The organism is Lactiplantibacillus daoliensis (genome assembly GCF_005405005.1).
Classification (GTDB): Bacteria; Bacillota; Bacilli; order Lactobacillales; family Lactobacillaceae; genus Lactiplantibacillus; species Lactiplantibacillus daoliensis.
The window spans coordinates 202,137-216,387 of the sequence record NZ_BJDH01000004.1 but is presented as its reverse complement, the minus strand read 5'-3'; the positions used below and the strand labels follow the sequence as shown (position 1 = coordinate 216,387).

The 14,251-nt window shown below is 45.3% G+C and carries 13 protein-coding genes; 12 read left to right on the top strand and 1 reads right to left on the bottom strand.

What is annotated here, in order from left to right; genetic code table 11:
• The first annotated feature begins 164 nt into the window (after positions 1–164).
• The 10 genes from FFM64_RS06865 to holA all read left to right on the top strand — a co-directional run bounded on the left by FFM64_RS06865 (position 165) and on the right by holA (position 11,995).
• The gene (locus FFM64_RS06865) at positions 165–1,331 is read left to right on the top strand and encodes an FtsW/RodA/SpoVE family cell cycle protein (RefSeq protein WP_137607269.1); all 1,167 of its coding nucleotides are present in this window, start codon (positions 165–167) and stop codon (positions 1,329–1,331) included.
• A 31-nt stretch (positions 1,332–1,362) separates the two neighbouring features.
• Positions 1,363–4,794, top strand: a complete 3,432-nt coding sequence (locus FFM64_RS06860; RefSeq protein ID WP_137607268.1) for a pyruvate carboxylase — start codon at positions 1,363–1,365, stop codon at positions 4,792–4,794.
• Positions 4,795–4,960: 166 nt separating this feature from the next.
• Positions 4,961–5,257, top strand: coding sequence for a YlbG family protein (locus tag FFM64_RS06855; RefSeq protein ID WP_137607267.1), 297 nt, complete (start codon positions 4,961–4,963; stop codon positions 5,255–5,257).
• Positions 5,258–5,272: 15 nt separating this feature from the next.
• Positions 5,273–5,842: a 16S rRNA (guanine(966)-N(2))-methyltransferase RsmD gene (rsmD, locus tag FFM64_RS06850; RefSeq protein ID WP_137607266.1), complete on the top strand. Its 570-nt coding sequence runs from the start codon at positions 5,273–5,275 to the stop codon at positions 5,840–5,842.
• On the top strand, positions 5,839–6,324 hold the full coding sequence (gene coaD / locus FFM64_RS06845) for a pantetheine-phosphate adenylyltransferase (RefSeq protein ID WP_137607265.1): 486 nt from the start codon (positions 5,839–5,841) through the stop codon (positions 6,322–6,324). The genes rsmD and coaD overlap by 4 nt, the downstream gene beginning before the upstream one ends.
• Complete coding sequence (locus FFM64_RS06840) at positions 6,324–7,367, top strand: SepM family pheromone-processing serine protease (protein ID WP_137607264.1); 1,044 nt, start codon at positions 6,324–6,326, stop codon at positions 7,365–7,367. The genes coaD and FFM64_RS06840 overlap by 1 nt, the downstream gene beginning before the upstream one ends.
• 93 nt (positions 7,368–7,460) lie before the next feature.
• Positions 7,461–8,165 (top strand): helix-hairpin-helix domain-containing protein, encoded by a 705-nt coding sequence (locus FFM64_RS06835; protein WP_137607263.1) that lies wholly within the window; start codon positions 7,461–7,463, stop codon positions 8,163–8,165.
• Between the two features lie 52 nt (positions 8,166–8,217).
• Complete coding sequence (locus tag FFM64_RS06830; RefSeq protein WP_137607262.1) at positions 8,218–8,703, top strand: ComE operon protein 2; 486 nt, start codon at positions 8,218–8,220, stop codon at positions 8,701–8,703.
• 54 nt (positions 8,704–8,757) lie between these two features.
• Positions 8,758–10,974: a DNA internalization-related competence protein ComEC/Rec2 gene (locus FFM64_RS06825; protein WP_223876918.1), complete on the top strand. Its 2,217-nt coding sequence runs from the start codon at positions 8,758–8,760 to the stop codon at positions 10,972–10,974.
• Complete coding sequence (gene holA, locus FFM64_RS06820; protein ID WP_171000322.1) at positions 10,952–11,995, top strand: DNA polymerase III subunit delta; 1,044 nt, start codon at positions 10,952–10,954, stop codon at positions 11,993–11,995. Before FFM64_RS06825 ends, holA begins: the two co-directional genes overlap by 23 nt.
• Positions 11,996–12,092: 97 nt before the next feature.
• On the opposite strand, the gene rpsT is transcribed toward holA, so the two are convergent.
• Positions 12,093–12,347, bottom strand: a complete 255-nt coding sequence (rpsT, locus tag FFM64_RS06815; RefSeq protein WP_137607259.1) for a 30S ribosomal protein S20 — start codon at positions 12,345–12,347, stop codon at positions 12,093–12,095.
• 227 nt (positions 12,348–12,574) lie between these two features.
• Here rpsT and rpsO point away from each other — a divergent pair, with 227 nt between their 5' ends.
• Both rpsO and FFM64_RS06805 read left to right on the top strand, forming a co-directional pair.
• Positions 12,575–12,844, top strand: coding sequence for a 30S ribosomal protein S15 (gene rpsO / locus FFM64_RS06810; protein WP_122551502.1), 270 nt, complete (start codon positions 12,575–12,577; stop codon positions 12,842–12,844).
• A gap of 150 nt (positions 12,845–12,994) precedes the next feature.
• Complete coding sequence (locus FFM64_RS06805; RefSeq protein WP_137607333.1) at positions 12,995–14,191, top strand: MFS transporter; 1,197 nt, start codon at positions 12,995–12,997, stop codon at positions 14,189–14,191.
• Positions 14,192–14,251: the final 60 nt, after the last annotated feature.

Sequence of the window (14,251 nt, the reverse complement as noted above, 5' to 3'; positions counted from 1 at the left end):
GAAATTTGGCTGCTTAAAAAAGTTTAAAAAGACGAGACAAATTCATCATTTCACAGGTTGCGGTAATTGCGACTATGCTATAATTACTGCAAGCGAACTTTTATAGAATGAGCCAGCTAATAACGTTTTAGCGACTCAGATTAGTTAAGGTGGGATTGACTGTCATGTCAAAGAAAATGCACAACATGGACTATGTCCTCTTTATCCCATATCTCATTTTATGTGGTATCGGGATCGTCATGGTTTATTCCGCAAGTTCGTACGTTGCAGCAGACAATGGGTCATCTCCAACGGGTTATTTAATCCGTCAGCTCGTGTGGGTCGTGGGGGGCCTGGGCATTGCCTTGTTTGTTATGAACTTAAAGATTGATTACTTCAAGCGTGGACGGCTATGGGGATGGTTGGGATTCATTATGATTGGTGTACTAGTGATACTCCGGGCCTTTGGTAAATCAATCAATGGGGCTGCTGGTTGGATCATTTTAGGACCAATCTCCGTTCAGCCAGCCGAGTTTTGTAAGTTTTACTTGATCGTGTACCTCTCAATGATGATTGCGCAGCGTGAACAGCGCTTAGGGTTTGCCAAACTGCGTGATTTGACTGCACAGATAATCATGTTAGGAGCAATGATTTTACTTATTGTGATCCAACCTGATATTGGGGGTGCTACCATCAATATGGCGATTGCCGCGGTGATTTTATTTGCAAGTGGGATGTCCTATCTGTTTGGGATTGGCGTCTTCGCGACTGCGGTTGTGGGATTTGAATGGATTTTGGTTCCCATGATGAGTCGTCTTCCTCAAAGTGTGTTAGCGAATTCGTATCAATTGCGGCGTTTTCTCGGCTTTATTAATCCGTTTAAGACGGCTTCTGGCGCTGGGACGCAATTGGTGAATTCATATTATGCCATTTCAAATGGTGGTTTTACCGGTGTTGGTATCGGGAATAGCTTGCAAAAACGTGGCTATTTACCGGAACCCAATACTGATTTTATTATGTCGATTACAGCAGAAGAACTGGGCCTACTAGGGGTTCTGTTTGTAATGGGTTTATTACTCGTGATCGTTGGGCGCACGATTTATATCGGTGTGCGGTCGAATAACACGTTTAATACGTTGGTTTGTTACGGAGTGGCTGCTTATTTAACCATTCAAGCATTTATTAATGTTGGCGGAATCGTCGGCTTGATTCCAATTACAGGGGTTACTTTTCCCTTTGTCAGTTACGGCGGTTCCAGTATGATGGTACTCACGCTTTCACTTGGACTGGTGCTTAATATCAGTTCAATCGAAAAAATTTCGCGAGCTACCGCAGTTCGTCAGGAGAGTTAAGTCAATCTAATTTGGAAATGAGGGGTTTCTGGTGAAGAAAGTATTAATTGCTAACCGTGGTGAAATTGCGACACGGGTTATCCGGGCTTGTCACGAATTAGGCCTACAGACCGTGGCAATTTACGCTAAAGAAGATGAATTTTCCGTTCACCGTTTTAAGGCTGATGAAGCATACTTAGTCGGTGAAGGCCTCGCACCAATTGCAGCTTATTTAGATATTGAAGATATTATTCGGATTGCCAAGGAGAATGACGTTGATGCGATTCATCCTGGCTACGGGTTCTTATCCGAAAATGCGACCTTTGCACGTCGTTGTGCTGAGGAAGGCTTGACCTTTGTCGGCCCAACGCCGGAACACTTGGAAATGTTCGGTGATAAGATCACGGCTAAACAAGTTGCGGCCGATGCCGGTGTTGCCACGATTCCAAGCACGACGCACCCGGTCACTAGCTTGAATGAAGCACTTCAATTCACAAAAAAATATGGTTTTCCAATCATGATCAAAGCTGCCATGGGTGGCGGTGGTCGTGGAATGCGGATCGTTCATGAAGCTTCCGAATTACAAGAAGCGTTCGACCGTGCCCGTTCAGAAGCGATGCAGTCTTTTGGTGATGACGAAATTTACTTAGAAAAATTCATTGCTCATCCAAAACACATTGAGGTTCAGATTTTAGGGGACGCTCATGGTAATATTTTGCACTTATTCGAGCGGGACTGCTCCGTGCAACGTCGTAACCAAAAGGTGATTGAATTTGCGCCTGCTGTCGCCTTACCAATTGAATTGCGTCAGAACATTTGTGATGCTGCGGTTCGTTTGATGAAGCATGTCCATTATTTGAACGCTGCAACGGTCGAATTTTTGGTCGAAGGGGATCAATTCTACTTTATGGAAGTTAACCCCCGCGTGCAGGTTGAACACACTGTCACCGAAATGATTACTGAAATTGATATCGTGCATGCGCAATTAAAGATTGCCATGGGCGGTGATTTATTCGAAGATTTACATTTACCACATCAAGATGCCTTAACTTATAAAGGTGCCGCGATTCAATGTCGGGTAACGACCGAAGATCCGGCCAATGACTTTATGCCTGACACTGGTCGCATTGAGACGTACCGTTCTCCAGGTGGTAACGGGGTTCGTTTGGATGCCGGTAATACTTACTCTGGCGCGGTGGTAACACCATATTTTGACTCATTATTGGTCAAGGCCTGTGTTGTGGCGCGTAACTTTAAGGCAGCCGTGCACAAGATGCGCCGAGTGCTCGTTGAATTTGATATTCGTGGCGTGAAGACCAATATTCCGTTCATGTTGAATGTGATCGATCATCCCATGTTTCAAGCAGGCGAAGCCAATACTCGCTTTATCGATTTGACACCAGAATTATTTAAGTTTCCAGATGATACGCAGCAAGAAGATAAAATGCTGAAATATATCGGGAATACCACGGTTAACGGGTTCCCAGACGTGGCACAACACTCTAAGAAGTATTATCCAGATGTTGAGTTCAAAGATGATTTTGCCCCAATCAGTAAAAAGATTGTGACTGCCAAGGATGTCTTAGACGAACAGGGTGTGGCTGGTCTGCAAAGCTGGTTGTTAGCTAAAAAAGAAGTCTTATTGACCGATACAACCATGCGGGATGCGCACCAAAGTTTGTTTGCGACACGGATGCGGACCAAAGATATGTTAGCGGTCGCAGAAGCGTCACAAAAGGCCTTACCTGAACTGTTCTCGTATGAAATGTGGGGCGGCGCAACCTTCGATGTGGCCTATCGTTTCTTGAATGAAAATCCGTGGGACCGGCTCCGTAAATTACGGACGGCCATGCCACGGACCTTATTCCAAATGTTATTCCGTGGTAGCAATGCGGTTGGCTATCAAAATTATCCAGATAATGTGATTCGCGAGTTTATCTTGGAAGCTGCCAAGAGTGGGATTGATGTTTTCCGGATCTTTGATAGTTTGAATTGGGTGCCACAGATGGAGAAGAGTATTCAAGCGGTTAAGGAAACCGGTAAAATTGCCGAAGGAACGATTTGTTACACCGGTGATATTATGGATCCTAAGCGCGAGAAGTACTCGCTGGCTTACTACAAGCAATTGGCGTTGGACTTACAATCAATTGGTTCTGATATTATTTCAATTAAGGATATGGCTGGTGTCTTGAAGCCAGAAGCTGCCTACGAGTTAGTAGCGACCTTAAAAGACGCGTTGGATGTTCCAGTCCATTTGCACACGCATGATACGACTGGCAATGGGATTTTCACCTATGCCCGTGCCGTGGATGCTGGTGTTGATGTTGTGGACGTCGCTACCAGTGCCTTGTCGGGGACGACGAGTCAACCGTCAATGAGCTCGTTGTATTACGCCTTAGCCCATAATGATCGGCAGCCCGCAGTTGATATTGAAAATGTGGAAACAATCAATCGTTATTGGCAAGGAATTCGACCTTACTACCAAGATTTTTCAAATGGGATGACTGGGCCACAGACCGATATTTATCAAACCCAAATGCCAGGTGGTCAATACTCTAACTTACAACAACAAGCCAAAGCCTTAGGTTTAGGCGATCGTTGGGAAGAAGTTAAAGAAATGTATGCGACTGTCAATGACATGTTTGGGGATATCATCAAAGTAACCCCAAGTTCTAAAGTGGTTGGTGATATGGCTTTATTTATGATTGAAAATAACTTGACGCCGGATGATGTTTACGATCACGGTGAAAAGCTAGATTTCCCTGAATCAGTCATCAATTTCTTTGCTGGGAATATTGGTCAACCAGTTGGCGGTTTCCCGAAGAAGTTACAAAAGATTATCTTGAAAGGTCGTCAAGGCTTGACAGTTCGGCCAGGTTCTTTGGCAAAACCAGCTGACTTTGACGCGACCAAAGCGGAATTAGCCCCTAAGATTGGGCATGAACCGTCGGAACAAGAAGTTTTGAGTTATATCTTGTATCCTAAAGTCTTCTTGGACTATCAAATGCAACACAAACAATATGGGCACGTGTCATTATTAGATACGCCAACCTTCTTCCAAGGGATGCGGCTGGGTGAAACGGTCGATGTTGCCTTAGCCAAGGGTAAGACAATGATCGTCAAATTGAACCAAATCAGTGAACCGGATGTTGATGGGATTCGGACGTTGTACTTTAGTATTAACGGTCAGAATCAAGAAATTACTGTTAAGGATAATTCAGTCCATCAAACGGCGGCCAGCACGCGCAAGGCTGAACCAACCAACGAAAATGAAGTTGGGGCAACCATGAGCGGGTCTGTCTTGAAGCTCCTCGTTAAGAAGGGTGACACAGTCAAGAAGGGCCAACCATTGTTGGTTACTGAAGCGATGAAGATGGAAACTACGATTCAAGCACCAGAAGATGGCGTGATTGAACACACGTATGTTAGTGCTGGTGACGTCATTCAAACGGATGATCTATTGCTAGAAATTACACCTAAATAGGAATTGCCTCGAAAAGGTCTGAACCGGTTAGCTGGTTCAGACCTTTTTAGTCACTTGGGACGTTCTGTTGAGGGACGCAGTTTTATAGGCAAAGACTAAACCTTGACGAACGTGGTAATCTAGCCTAACATTTAAAAAGATAGAAAGTAAAAGAGGTGGCTATTCGATGGAATTTACAGTAAAACCACGGCGTTCGGTGATTGTTTACCTGCATTCGATGAAACAAATTCGACAGTTGAAGCGTTATGGTGTGATTCAATATCAATCGCGCCAACAACATTATGTCGTTATTTACATGGATGAAGCCCAAGTGCAGCCCACGATGGCCAAACTTAAAAAATTAAATTTTGTTCGACGCGTTGAACCGTCTTATCGTCCGGATATCGATATGAACTTCGGTGAACGGGTTGATCAAGGCTTCTTTAAGCCCCAGACAGGTGTGCCAGTTGATGATGAAGATTAAAGTTGGTGAAAATAAATGCGGATTGTAGCAGGAGATTTTGGTGGTCGCCGGTTAAAAGCTGTTCCCGGCATGCAAACCCGGCCGACGACAGATAAGATTAAAGAAGCATTATTTAATATTATTGGCCCGTATTTTGATGGTGGTCGATCATTAGATTTGTTTGCTGGCAGTGGTGGACTGAGTATTGAAGCCGTTTCACGTGGAGTTGATCAAGCTGTCTTGATTGACCGTCAGTATCAGGCCATCAAAACAATTAAAGAAAATGTGGCGGTCACAAAAGCACCAGAGCGGTTTGAAGTCATCAAGGGTGACGCCAAGCGAGTTCTTGAACAACTGGCTGTTAAGAATGAGCGGTTTGACTGGGTCTTTTTAGATCCGCCATATGCCAAACAGCAGATCGTTAAGGACATTTTAAAGTGTCAGGCGTTGGGCTTGTTAAATGACGGTTGTCATATTATTTGTGAGACCGATGCCAATGCAGACTTACCGGATGAGATCACTGGATTTAAGTTAGTCCGGCGTCAAAATTATGGCATCACTTACTTGACGATTTATCAAAAAGTTGCAACGGAGGCAGAGGTATGACCATTGCAGTCTTTCCCGGAAGTTTTGATCCGGTAACTAGGGGACATTTGGACCTGATTGAACGTGCCAGCCGGTTATTTGATGAGTTGATCGTTGCGGTGATGACTAATACGAGCAAACAAGCTCTGTTTTCCAAAACCGAAAAAGTGCAATTGATTGAAGCAGCCGTGGCGGAATTACCTAACGTGCGTGTTCAGGCAGCAACGGGGTTGACCGTCGATTTTATGGCGTCACAACACGCGACCGTATTAGTTCGTGGGCTGCGAAATGAACAAGACTTTGGCTATGAACGCGATATTGCCTGGATGAATCAATCTTTGAGTGCAGATATCGAGACCGTCTGTTTGTTGGCGCGGCCACCCTTTGCTTATTTTTCCTCAAGTCTGATTAAGGAAGTTGCTAAGATGGGGGCGGATGTCAGCGAGTATGTCCCAGATGAGGTGGCACAACAGTTGACGCAGCGACTAAAGGAACGTGACTAATGTCAAAAGTAAAACAGTTATTACGACACTATTGGTGGGCGATTGTGACATTAATCGCCATTTTGGTGTTGTGTTATACGCCCTTACCGTATTATATTGAAGGCCCGGGTAGCGCAAATAACTTGAAGACCTTTGTTAAAGTTAAAGGTCACGCTGATCAACGTTCAGGAAAGTTTATGTTGACGTCTGTATTGCAGGCACCGGCACGACCGATCACTTGGCTCTATGCGCAACTCAATCCGCATTATTCGGTTATCAGTGAGACTGAGGTGACAGGTGGTCAAGATGACGCCACTTATGACAAGGTTCAGAATTTCTATATGCAGAGTGCAATCAACGAAGCCATTGCCACGGCCTATTCTGCCGCACATGCGAGTTATCAAAAGACTTATCGTGGGATTTATGTGTTAGAGGTTCAAGCTAACTCAAAATTTAAACATCAGGTTAAGGTTGGCGATACGATTACTAAGGTCGATGGTCGTCATTTTAATACGGCCCAAGGCTATCAAAAGTATATCGCCAGTCAGGGTGTAGGGCATCAAGTGACCATTACGACGCAACGTGACGGGAAGACCAAGCAAGTGACTGCACCGCTGATTAAATTGAGCACGAAGCGGGCTGGGATTGGTGTCGGTTTGACGGATGATGTGAAAGTGACGACTAAGATCCCGGTCAAAGTCAATCCAGGCTCAATTGGTGGCCCTTCGGCGGGACTGATGTTTAGCTTGCAAATTTATCAACAGTTAACCAATCAAAATTTGCGTCACGGACAAAAAATTGCTGGCACTGGGACCATTAATCCAGACGGTACGGTGGGCGAAATTGGCGGGATCGACAAAAAAATCATTGCGGCTAAAAAAGCCGGTGCGACTATTTTCTTTGCGCCGTACGTCAAACCAACCAAGGCGGTACTAGCATTGGAAGAAGGCCATCAAACGAATTATCAGCTGGCCAAGGCAACAGCAAAAAAATATGCGCCAGCGATGAAGGTCGTCCCTGTAAGTTCATTTAACGAAGCAATAAAATATTTAACGACACATTAAGGGGTTGTGACAATGGTCACAGCCTTTTTTGACTCATAAAATGATATTCGCTGACCTTCTGCGTAATTGAAAGACGTTAGGGGGCAGGATTAAATGGGAAATGAATGGGTAACGTGGGTGAAAATACATCGATTATTGGTTGCTATGCTGGTGGGCGTGGCTGTTTTGGGACTGGGATTGATTGGGTTAGTGGCGGTATTACGACCACCAGTGACAGCGACACCGCTGGGGACGGCGGCAATGTCCTCTCAAGCGACAAAAAGTTCTACAACGAAGACAGCCCAGTCTAGTCGTCTAAAAGCAAGCACGAGTGGGCCGCTTTATGTTGATGTCAAGGGGGCAGTCCAACAGCCGGGCTTGTATCAGGTCACTGCGAAAATGCGCGTGGCGGATGCCATTGCCTTGGCGAAGGGGCTAACGTCACAGGCCGATCAGCGTCAGGTCAATTTAGCGGCGAAAGTGGTTGACCAACAGGTGATTTACGTCCCAGTCAAAGGAGAAAAAGCCCCTGCTTTGGCGTCACCGACAACACCGACCAGTAAGGCAGCCACTGCCACTGATACGAGTGGCAAAACAAGTAAGGGCACCGCTGTTGGTGCAACCAAAGATAAAATTAATTTAAACACGGCGGATGTGGCCGCACTACAAAAATTGTCCGGTGTCGGTCAGAAGAAAGCGGAAAAGATTATTGCTTTTCGTGACCAACACGGTGATTTTAAAAGTGTGGCCGATCTCAAAAAGGTTGGTGGCTTTGGCGATAAGACGCTGGCTAAATTTCGCGACCAACTGACTGTCTAGTCGTGAGCGCAACAATTTGGTATACTACTGTCATTGAAAGCGAGGCAAAATAATGAAAGATCAACGTATTCCATGGGATCAGTATTTTATGATGCAGGCGGTCTTATTATCAACGCGTAGTACTTGTGAAAGGCTCTCAGTTGGTGCGACGATTGTGCGTGACAAGCGAATTATTGCTGGTGGCTACAATGGTTCCGTGTCTGGTGACGTTCATTGTATTGATGAGGGCTGTTATTTGGTCGATGGTCATTGTATGCGCACGATTCATGCGGAAATGAACGCCATTTTGCAGTGTGCGAAGTTTGGTGCAGCCACAGATGGCGCCGAAATTTATGTCACTGATTTTCCTTGTTTGCAGTGTACAAAGATGCTGTTGCAGGCTGGAATTACTAAGATTCATTATTTACGAAATTATCACAATGATGCCTATGCGATGTCATTGATTGACCGTAAACAGGTCGAATTGCAACAGGTGGTATTTGACCAGACTGACCTAGATAAATTAGGGTTAGATCGTATTTTATTAAATCGTAACTAATTGCGCGCCCTATTCTTTGCCGCAATCAGTGGCGGTCTGCTGAGTAGTTGGCTCGTGGGTCAACAATGGGTGGCCGCCATTTTGTGGTTGGGCTGGATTGGCCGCCTGTTGTGTTTGAAACATCGTGGAATTTTAATCTTTAACTTGCTGGTAGTTGTGGTGATGGCTGGTTGGATGAGTTATCAAAATAGTCAGTTTGCACACATCCAGCGTGAGAATCCGCGTACGATTCAGACGATGTTGACGGTTCAGCCAGATCAAATTAGTGTCAATGGTGGGCAGTATCAGTTGACTGCTGACAGTTCAGCGGGGCGTTTAATTGTTTATGGTCGCTTGACTGATGCACGAGAAAAACGTCAACTTGAACAACTGACGCAGCGGACGAAATGGCGGGTTGAGGGTGAATTGGCGCCGGTTTTGCCACCGACGAATCCCGGACAGTTTAACGTGCCTAATTATTATCGTAGTCAGGGAATTAACCGACAGTTTACCTTAACAGCTGTTCGTGAACGTGTTCTGGTCGGTCGCTCAGGTGTTTGGCAAATCGTGGACATGGTTCACCATTGGCGAAAGCAGTTCATGCTTGCCAGTGCCCGTTTACCTAAAACGTTGCAACTTTATGCCACTAGTTTATTAATTGGATCACGTCCAGCAACATTTCGTACCGCGATGACTGGTGTCCAACAGTTGGAACTCTTATATTTATTTAGTTTGTCTGGAATGCACGTGATCTTACTAATCGGTCTATTACGTTGGGGGTTAGTCCGTTGCCATTTGAGTCTACCGACCATTGATAGTTGGTTATTAGGATTATTACCACTGTATTTAATTTTAGGTGGGGCCGCGGATAGCTTGAAGCGTGCGGTTGTGACCGTCATGCTTTCACTGGCTTGGCAGCTCATCACTGGCAAAAAGCAGGGTGCAATTGCCGGCTGGAGTGTGGCACTATTACTCGGAATTTGTCAGAATCCATTAGTGTTACTACAATTGGGTGGGCAGTTGAGCTATGGTCTGGCATTACTCTTAATTCTGATGCCTGCGTTGCCACCGTGGCGATTGGCTATTTGGATTCAGTTGTTGAGTTTACCAGTCATCCTATTGGCAACGTCGCAATGGCACTTGTTGACGATCGGAGTGAGTTTGCTGGTTGCACCAATCTTTACTTGGTTGTTACTGCCGCTGACTTTGATTGGGGCCAGTGTCGGTTTTTGGCTGCCAATGATTGCTAGGTGGTGTGATTGGGGCTTAGCGCTTTTTCAAACCAACATTAATTGGGTCGGGACTTTGCCCGGACTATTGACGATTGGTCAACCACCGGCCTGGGTAGCTTGGTTGATTGGGTTAATGACCCTGTGGCTGATACGACGACCGACTAAACGGCTGATGGTCGAGTTGGTTGTGGCTTATACTGTCATGGTGATGACACTTCATTGGCCGTGGCAAGGGGCGATTCAATTTATTGATATTGGTCAGGGGGATTCCATCCTAATTCGCCAACCGTTTAATCGAACGGTCAGTTTAATCGACACCGGCGGCCGGTTACAATTTCCACGGCCGAGTTGGCAACAGGGGATACCGCCGCGGGCTCGAGTTGAAACGATTACGGTGCCGTATTTGCACCAATTGGGCATTGCAAAAATTGATACGGTTTATTTGTCACATAAAGATGTTGATCATATGGGGGATTTGGGCCGATTATTGCAGTTGATTCGGGTGCGACAAATTGTGGTGCCTGCCGGGATGGCGGCGTTGCCTAAATTTAGGCGGTTACTGCAACCGGCGCTTGGCCAACCGGTTGTGCGCGAAGTGTTGGCGGGTCAACGTTTTGCAGATGGGTTAACGGCAGTCCATCCGTTTCAACCAGGAAAGGCTGAGAATGGTGATTCCTTAGTTCTGACGGGGCGTTTTGGCGGTCAACAATTTATGTTCACTGGGGATTTGGACCGTGCGGGTGAACGCGCAATTGTGGCGCGTTATCCGACGCTGAAGGTTGATGTGTTAAAATTAGGACATCACGGCAGTAAAACTGCTTCTGATCCAGAGGTGTTACAACAGCTGGGTGTCCAACGTGGTATCTTATCAGTTGGTCGCCACAATCGCTATGGTCATCCGAATGCAGAAACTTTAGCGACATTACGGACCAAACACATCCAAACTTATTCGACGGCGTTGCAAGGCATGATCACTTATCACTTTGGTGGTGGCCGGTCGAGTTATTGGACCACTTTTTTGAAGGAAGGTAATTATTATCAACGCACAGCAGGCCATTAAGGCCATTAAAACGGGAAATTTGGCTTCAATCTACGTTGTTTTAGGTACTGTAGATTATCTAGCTGATCAACTCAAACAACAGCTACTCAAGGTAATTCCAAGTGAAGAACGAACCATGAATGTTGGTAGTTATGATATGGAAAGTACCCCAGTTGCCGTTGCGCTGGATGACGCGATGTCAGCGCCTTTTTTTGGCGAGCGACGCCTGGTCTTTATCAATCATCCTTATTTTCTGACCGGTGAGCATCAGAAAAGTAAAATTGACCATGACTTAGAGGCCTTACAGGCCTATTTTGATCATCCTGAACCTGCGACAATTTTGGTCTTGATGGCACCATACGAGAAGTTAGATGCTCGAAAAAAATTAGTAAAATCGTTAAAAAAGCAAGCAACTATTGTTGAGGTCAATCAGGTTTCCGAACGTGAGACACAAGCTTATGTACAACAAGCTTTACAAGCCAAAAAAATCACGATTGAACCGGCGGCATTTCAAGAATTGTTGAATCGGACGGATGGTCAGCTTGGGTCGATTATGGCGCAGTTACCTAAATTAATGATCTATGCAGCTCAGTCGCAACAGATCGAATTAGCTGCAGTCAATGCCTTGGTGACCAAGTCGCTAACGCAAAACGTGTTCGACTTAGTTAATGATGTTTTACGCTATCAAACGCAGGCTGCTGTCTCACTTTACCATGAACTCGTGGCTGCCCAAGAGGCACCATTGAAGATTAATGCGATCTTGTTAGGACAATTTCGATTGTTATTACAAGTGAAGATTCTGGAGCGGGCAGGGTACAGTCAAGGTAGTTTGGCCAGTACGCTTAAAGTTCATCCATATCGGGTTAAGTTGGCAATGCAAGTTGTCCGCCAATTTAATCAGGAAACATTACGGGCGGCCTATCTAGGCTTACTTCAGACAGAAGTGCAAATGAAAACGACGCAACGCGATCCAGAATTATTATTTGAGTTATTTATGGTTCAATTTGTCAATGAACGACGGGCAGTGGGAACACGTGCCTAAAAAATATCGTGCTAAACGTTTGTGAGTTAACGTTTAGCACGATATTTTTGGCAATAAAAAAACTCCTAAGCAGATGCTTGGGAGTTGGGAATGCACATTACTTAGCGTAACGAGCAGCCATACGTGACTTGTCACGAGAAGCCTTGTTACGTTTGATAAGCCCTTTAGAAGCTGCTTTGTCAACAGCGCTAACGGCTGCTAAGTATAAATCATCGACGTTGTCAGCGCCGGCAGTTTTAGCATTTTCGAATTTTTTAACAGCAGTCCGCATCGCACTCATTTGAGTGGTGTTACGAGCATTTGCTTTATTGTTTGTTTTCACGCGTTCAATAGCGGATTTGATAATTGGCATCAGATTCACCTCCATCATTTTTTCAACAAATGCTATTATACATAAGCCCCGGCCTGATTGCAACTGTTATGTGTAAAGTGATTAGACTTGATATGTTCAAAGGCTTGCTTTTCGGACGCGTCTTTGCTAGACTATATCAAGTGTTCAGCAACCCTTTACTTAGTTTATCGCGCACCACCAGCGACTTACTCAGTTTGGGGCAATTATTCGAAAGGTGGTTGATACACATGGCAATTTCACGCGAAAAAAAGACGGAACTTATTAACAAATATGCCCGTCACGAAGGCGATACTGGTTCAGTTGAGGTCCAAGTTGCAGTTTTAACTGAAGACATCAACGAATTAAACGAACATTTACGTGTTCACAAGAAAGACTTCCACTCACAACGTGGGTTGATGAAGAAGATTGGTCATCGTCGTAACTTATTAGCATACTTGCGTAAGGAAGATGTTAACCGTTACCGTGATTTGATCCAAAATCTTGGTCTTCGTCGTTAATATTGAATTTCAAGAGGACTGCCTGCGGGCGGTTCTTTTTTTGTAAACTTTTTTACACTGACCATTACATAAACAATACGAAAAATTGACCATAGGCAAACGGTTGTTCGCTATACTGTGAAATTGAAGCAGTTAGTGAAGGGAAGTTTAATGATGGTGACAGTTGAGTTACGACGGAATTTTAAAATTTTGTGGTTTGGTAGTTTGATTACGGAATTAGGTAATGCGATGACCTTGCCATTTATTGTGTTGTATATTCAAACGATGGGCACTTTCACGACTCAGCAACTCAATGGTTTGGGGGCAGTGGCATTTGCAGTGACCTATGTGAGCAAAGCGCTGGTTTCGCCGCTATGGGGACGCTTGGCAGATTTAAAAGGGCGTAAGTTGATGTGCTTACGGGCCTCTGGGGTGATGGCCCTGACGATCATCGGTGTGGGTCTTGCGCCGAATGTGACCGTATTATTAGGATTACGAGCGTTACAAGGGGCCTTTTCAGGCTATATTAATAATACGAATGCGTTGGTTTCATTGACCACACCGGTCGCCACTCGAGGGCAACAGTTAAGTAAATTAGTGACCGGCAGTATTACGGGTAGTTTGTTAGGACCGCTGCTTGGCGGGGTACTTGCGAGTAGTGTCGGTTATCGAGGGGCTTTTTTTGTTACTGGACTCCTGATGGCAATCGTCTTCAGTTTAACTTGGTGGGGGGTGACTGAAAAAGTCAGCCCCATTAGTCGCCATGAGTTACCGCCATTGCGACCGGTGTTACGTCAGGTTGGTCAGCCATTCTTAATTGCCTTATTTTCATCATTATTAGTTATTCAGGGAACAACAAATGCCATTACGCCAATATTAAGTCTATTTGTCAGCCAATTATCAACCGCTCCCAGTCAAGTTGTTTTGATGACTGGCTTAGTTGCGGCGGCACCGGGATTGGCGACTGTAATGATGGCGGGAAGAATCGGTCACTGGTTGGATCAAATGGGGGCTGCCCGTTGTTTAGTAATTTTTTTGAGCTTGGCAGTCGTGAACCTAGCATTGACGAGCTTTGTCGTTCAGATTTGGCAATTGGTTATTTTACGATTTGTGTTAGGTATTGCGGATGCGGCATTATTGCCGGCAATTCAAGTTTTAACGATTGAACGAGTGCCGCGAGCGGCATTTGGGCGAATCTTTAGTTTGAATCAATCGGCGCAGTCAACGGGAAATGTGGTTGGACCACTGCTCGGGGCCATGATTGCGAACCACTGGGGCTATCAACCAATCTTTATGGTGACAGCATTTTTTGTTGCGTTGGTTCTCGGGCTTTGGGGACGATATTTTTGGTGGCAGCGGAGTCACTAACGGGGGCGTTATGGTGCCGAATGGCCGAGCTATTGCTTTAGTTTAAAATGTGGTAAACTG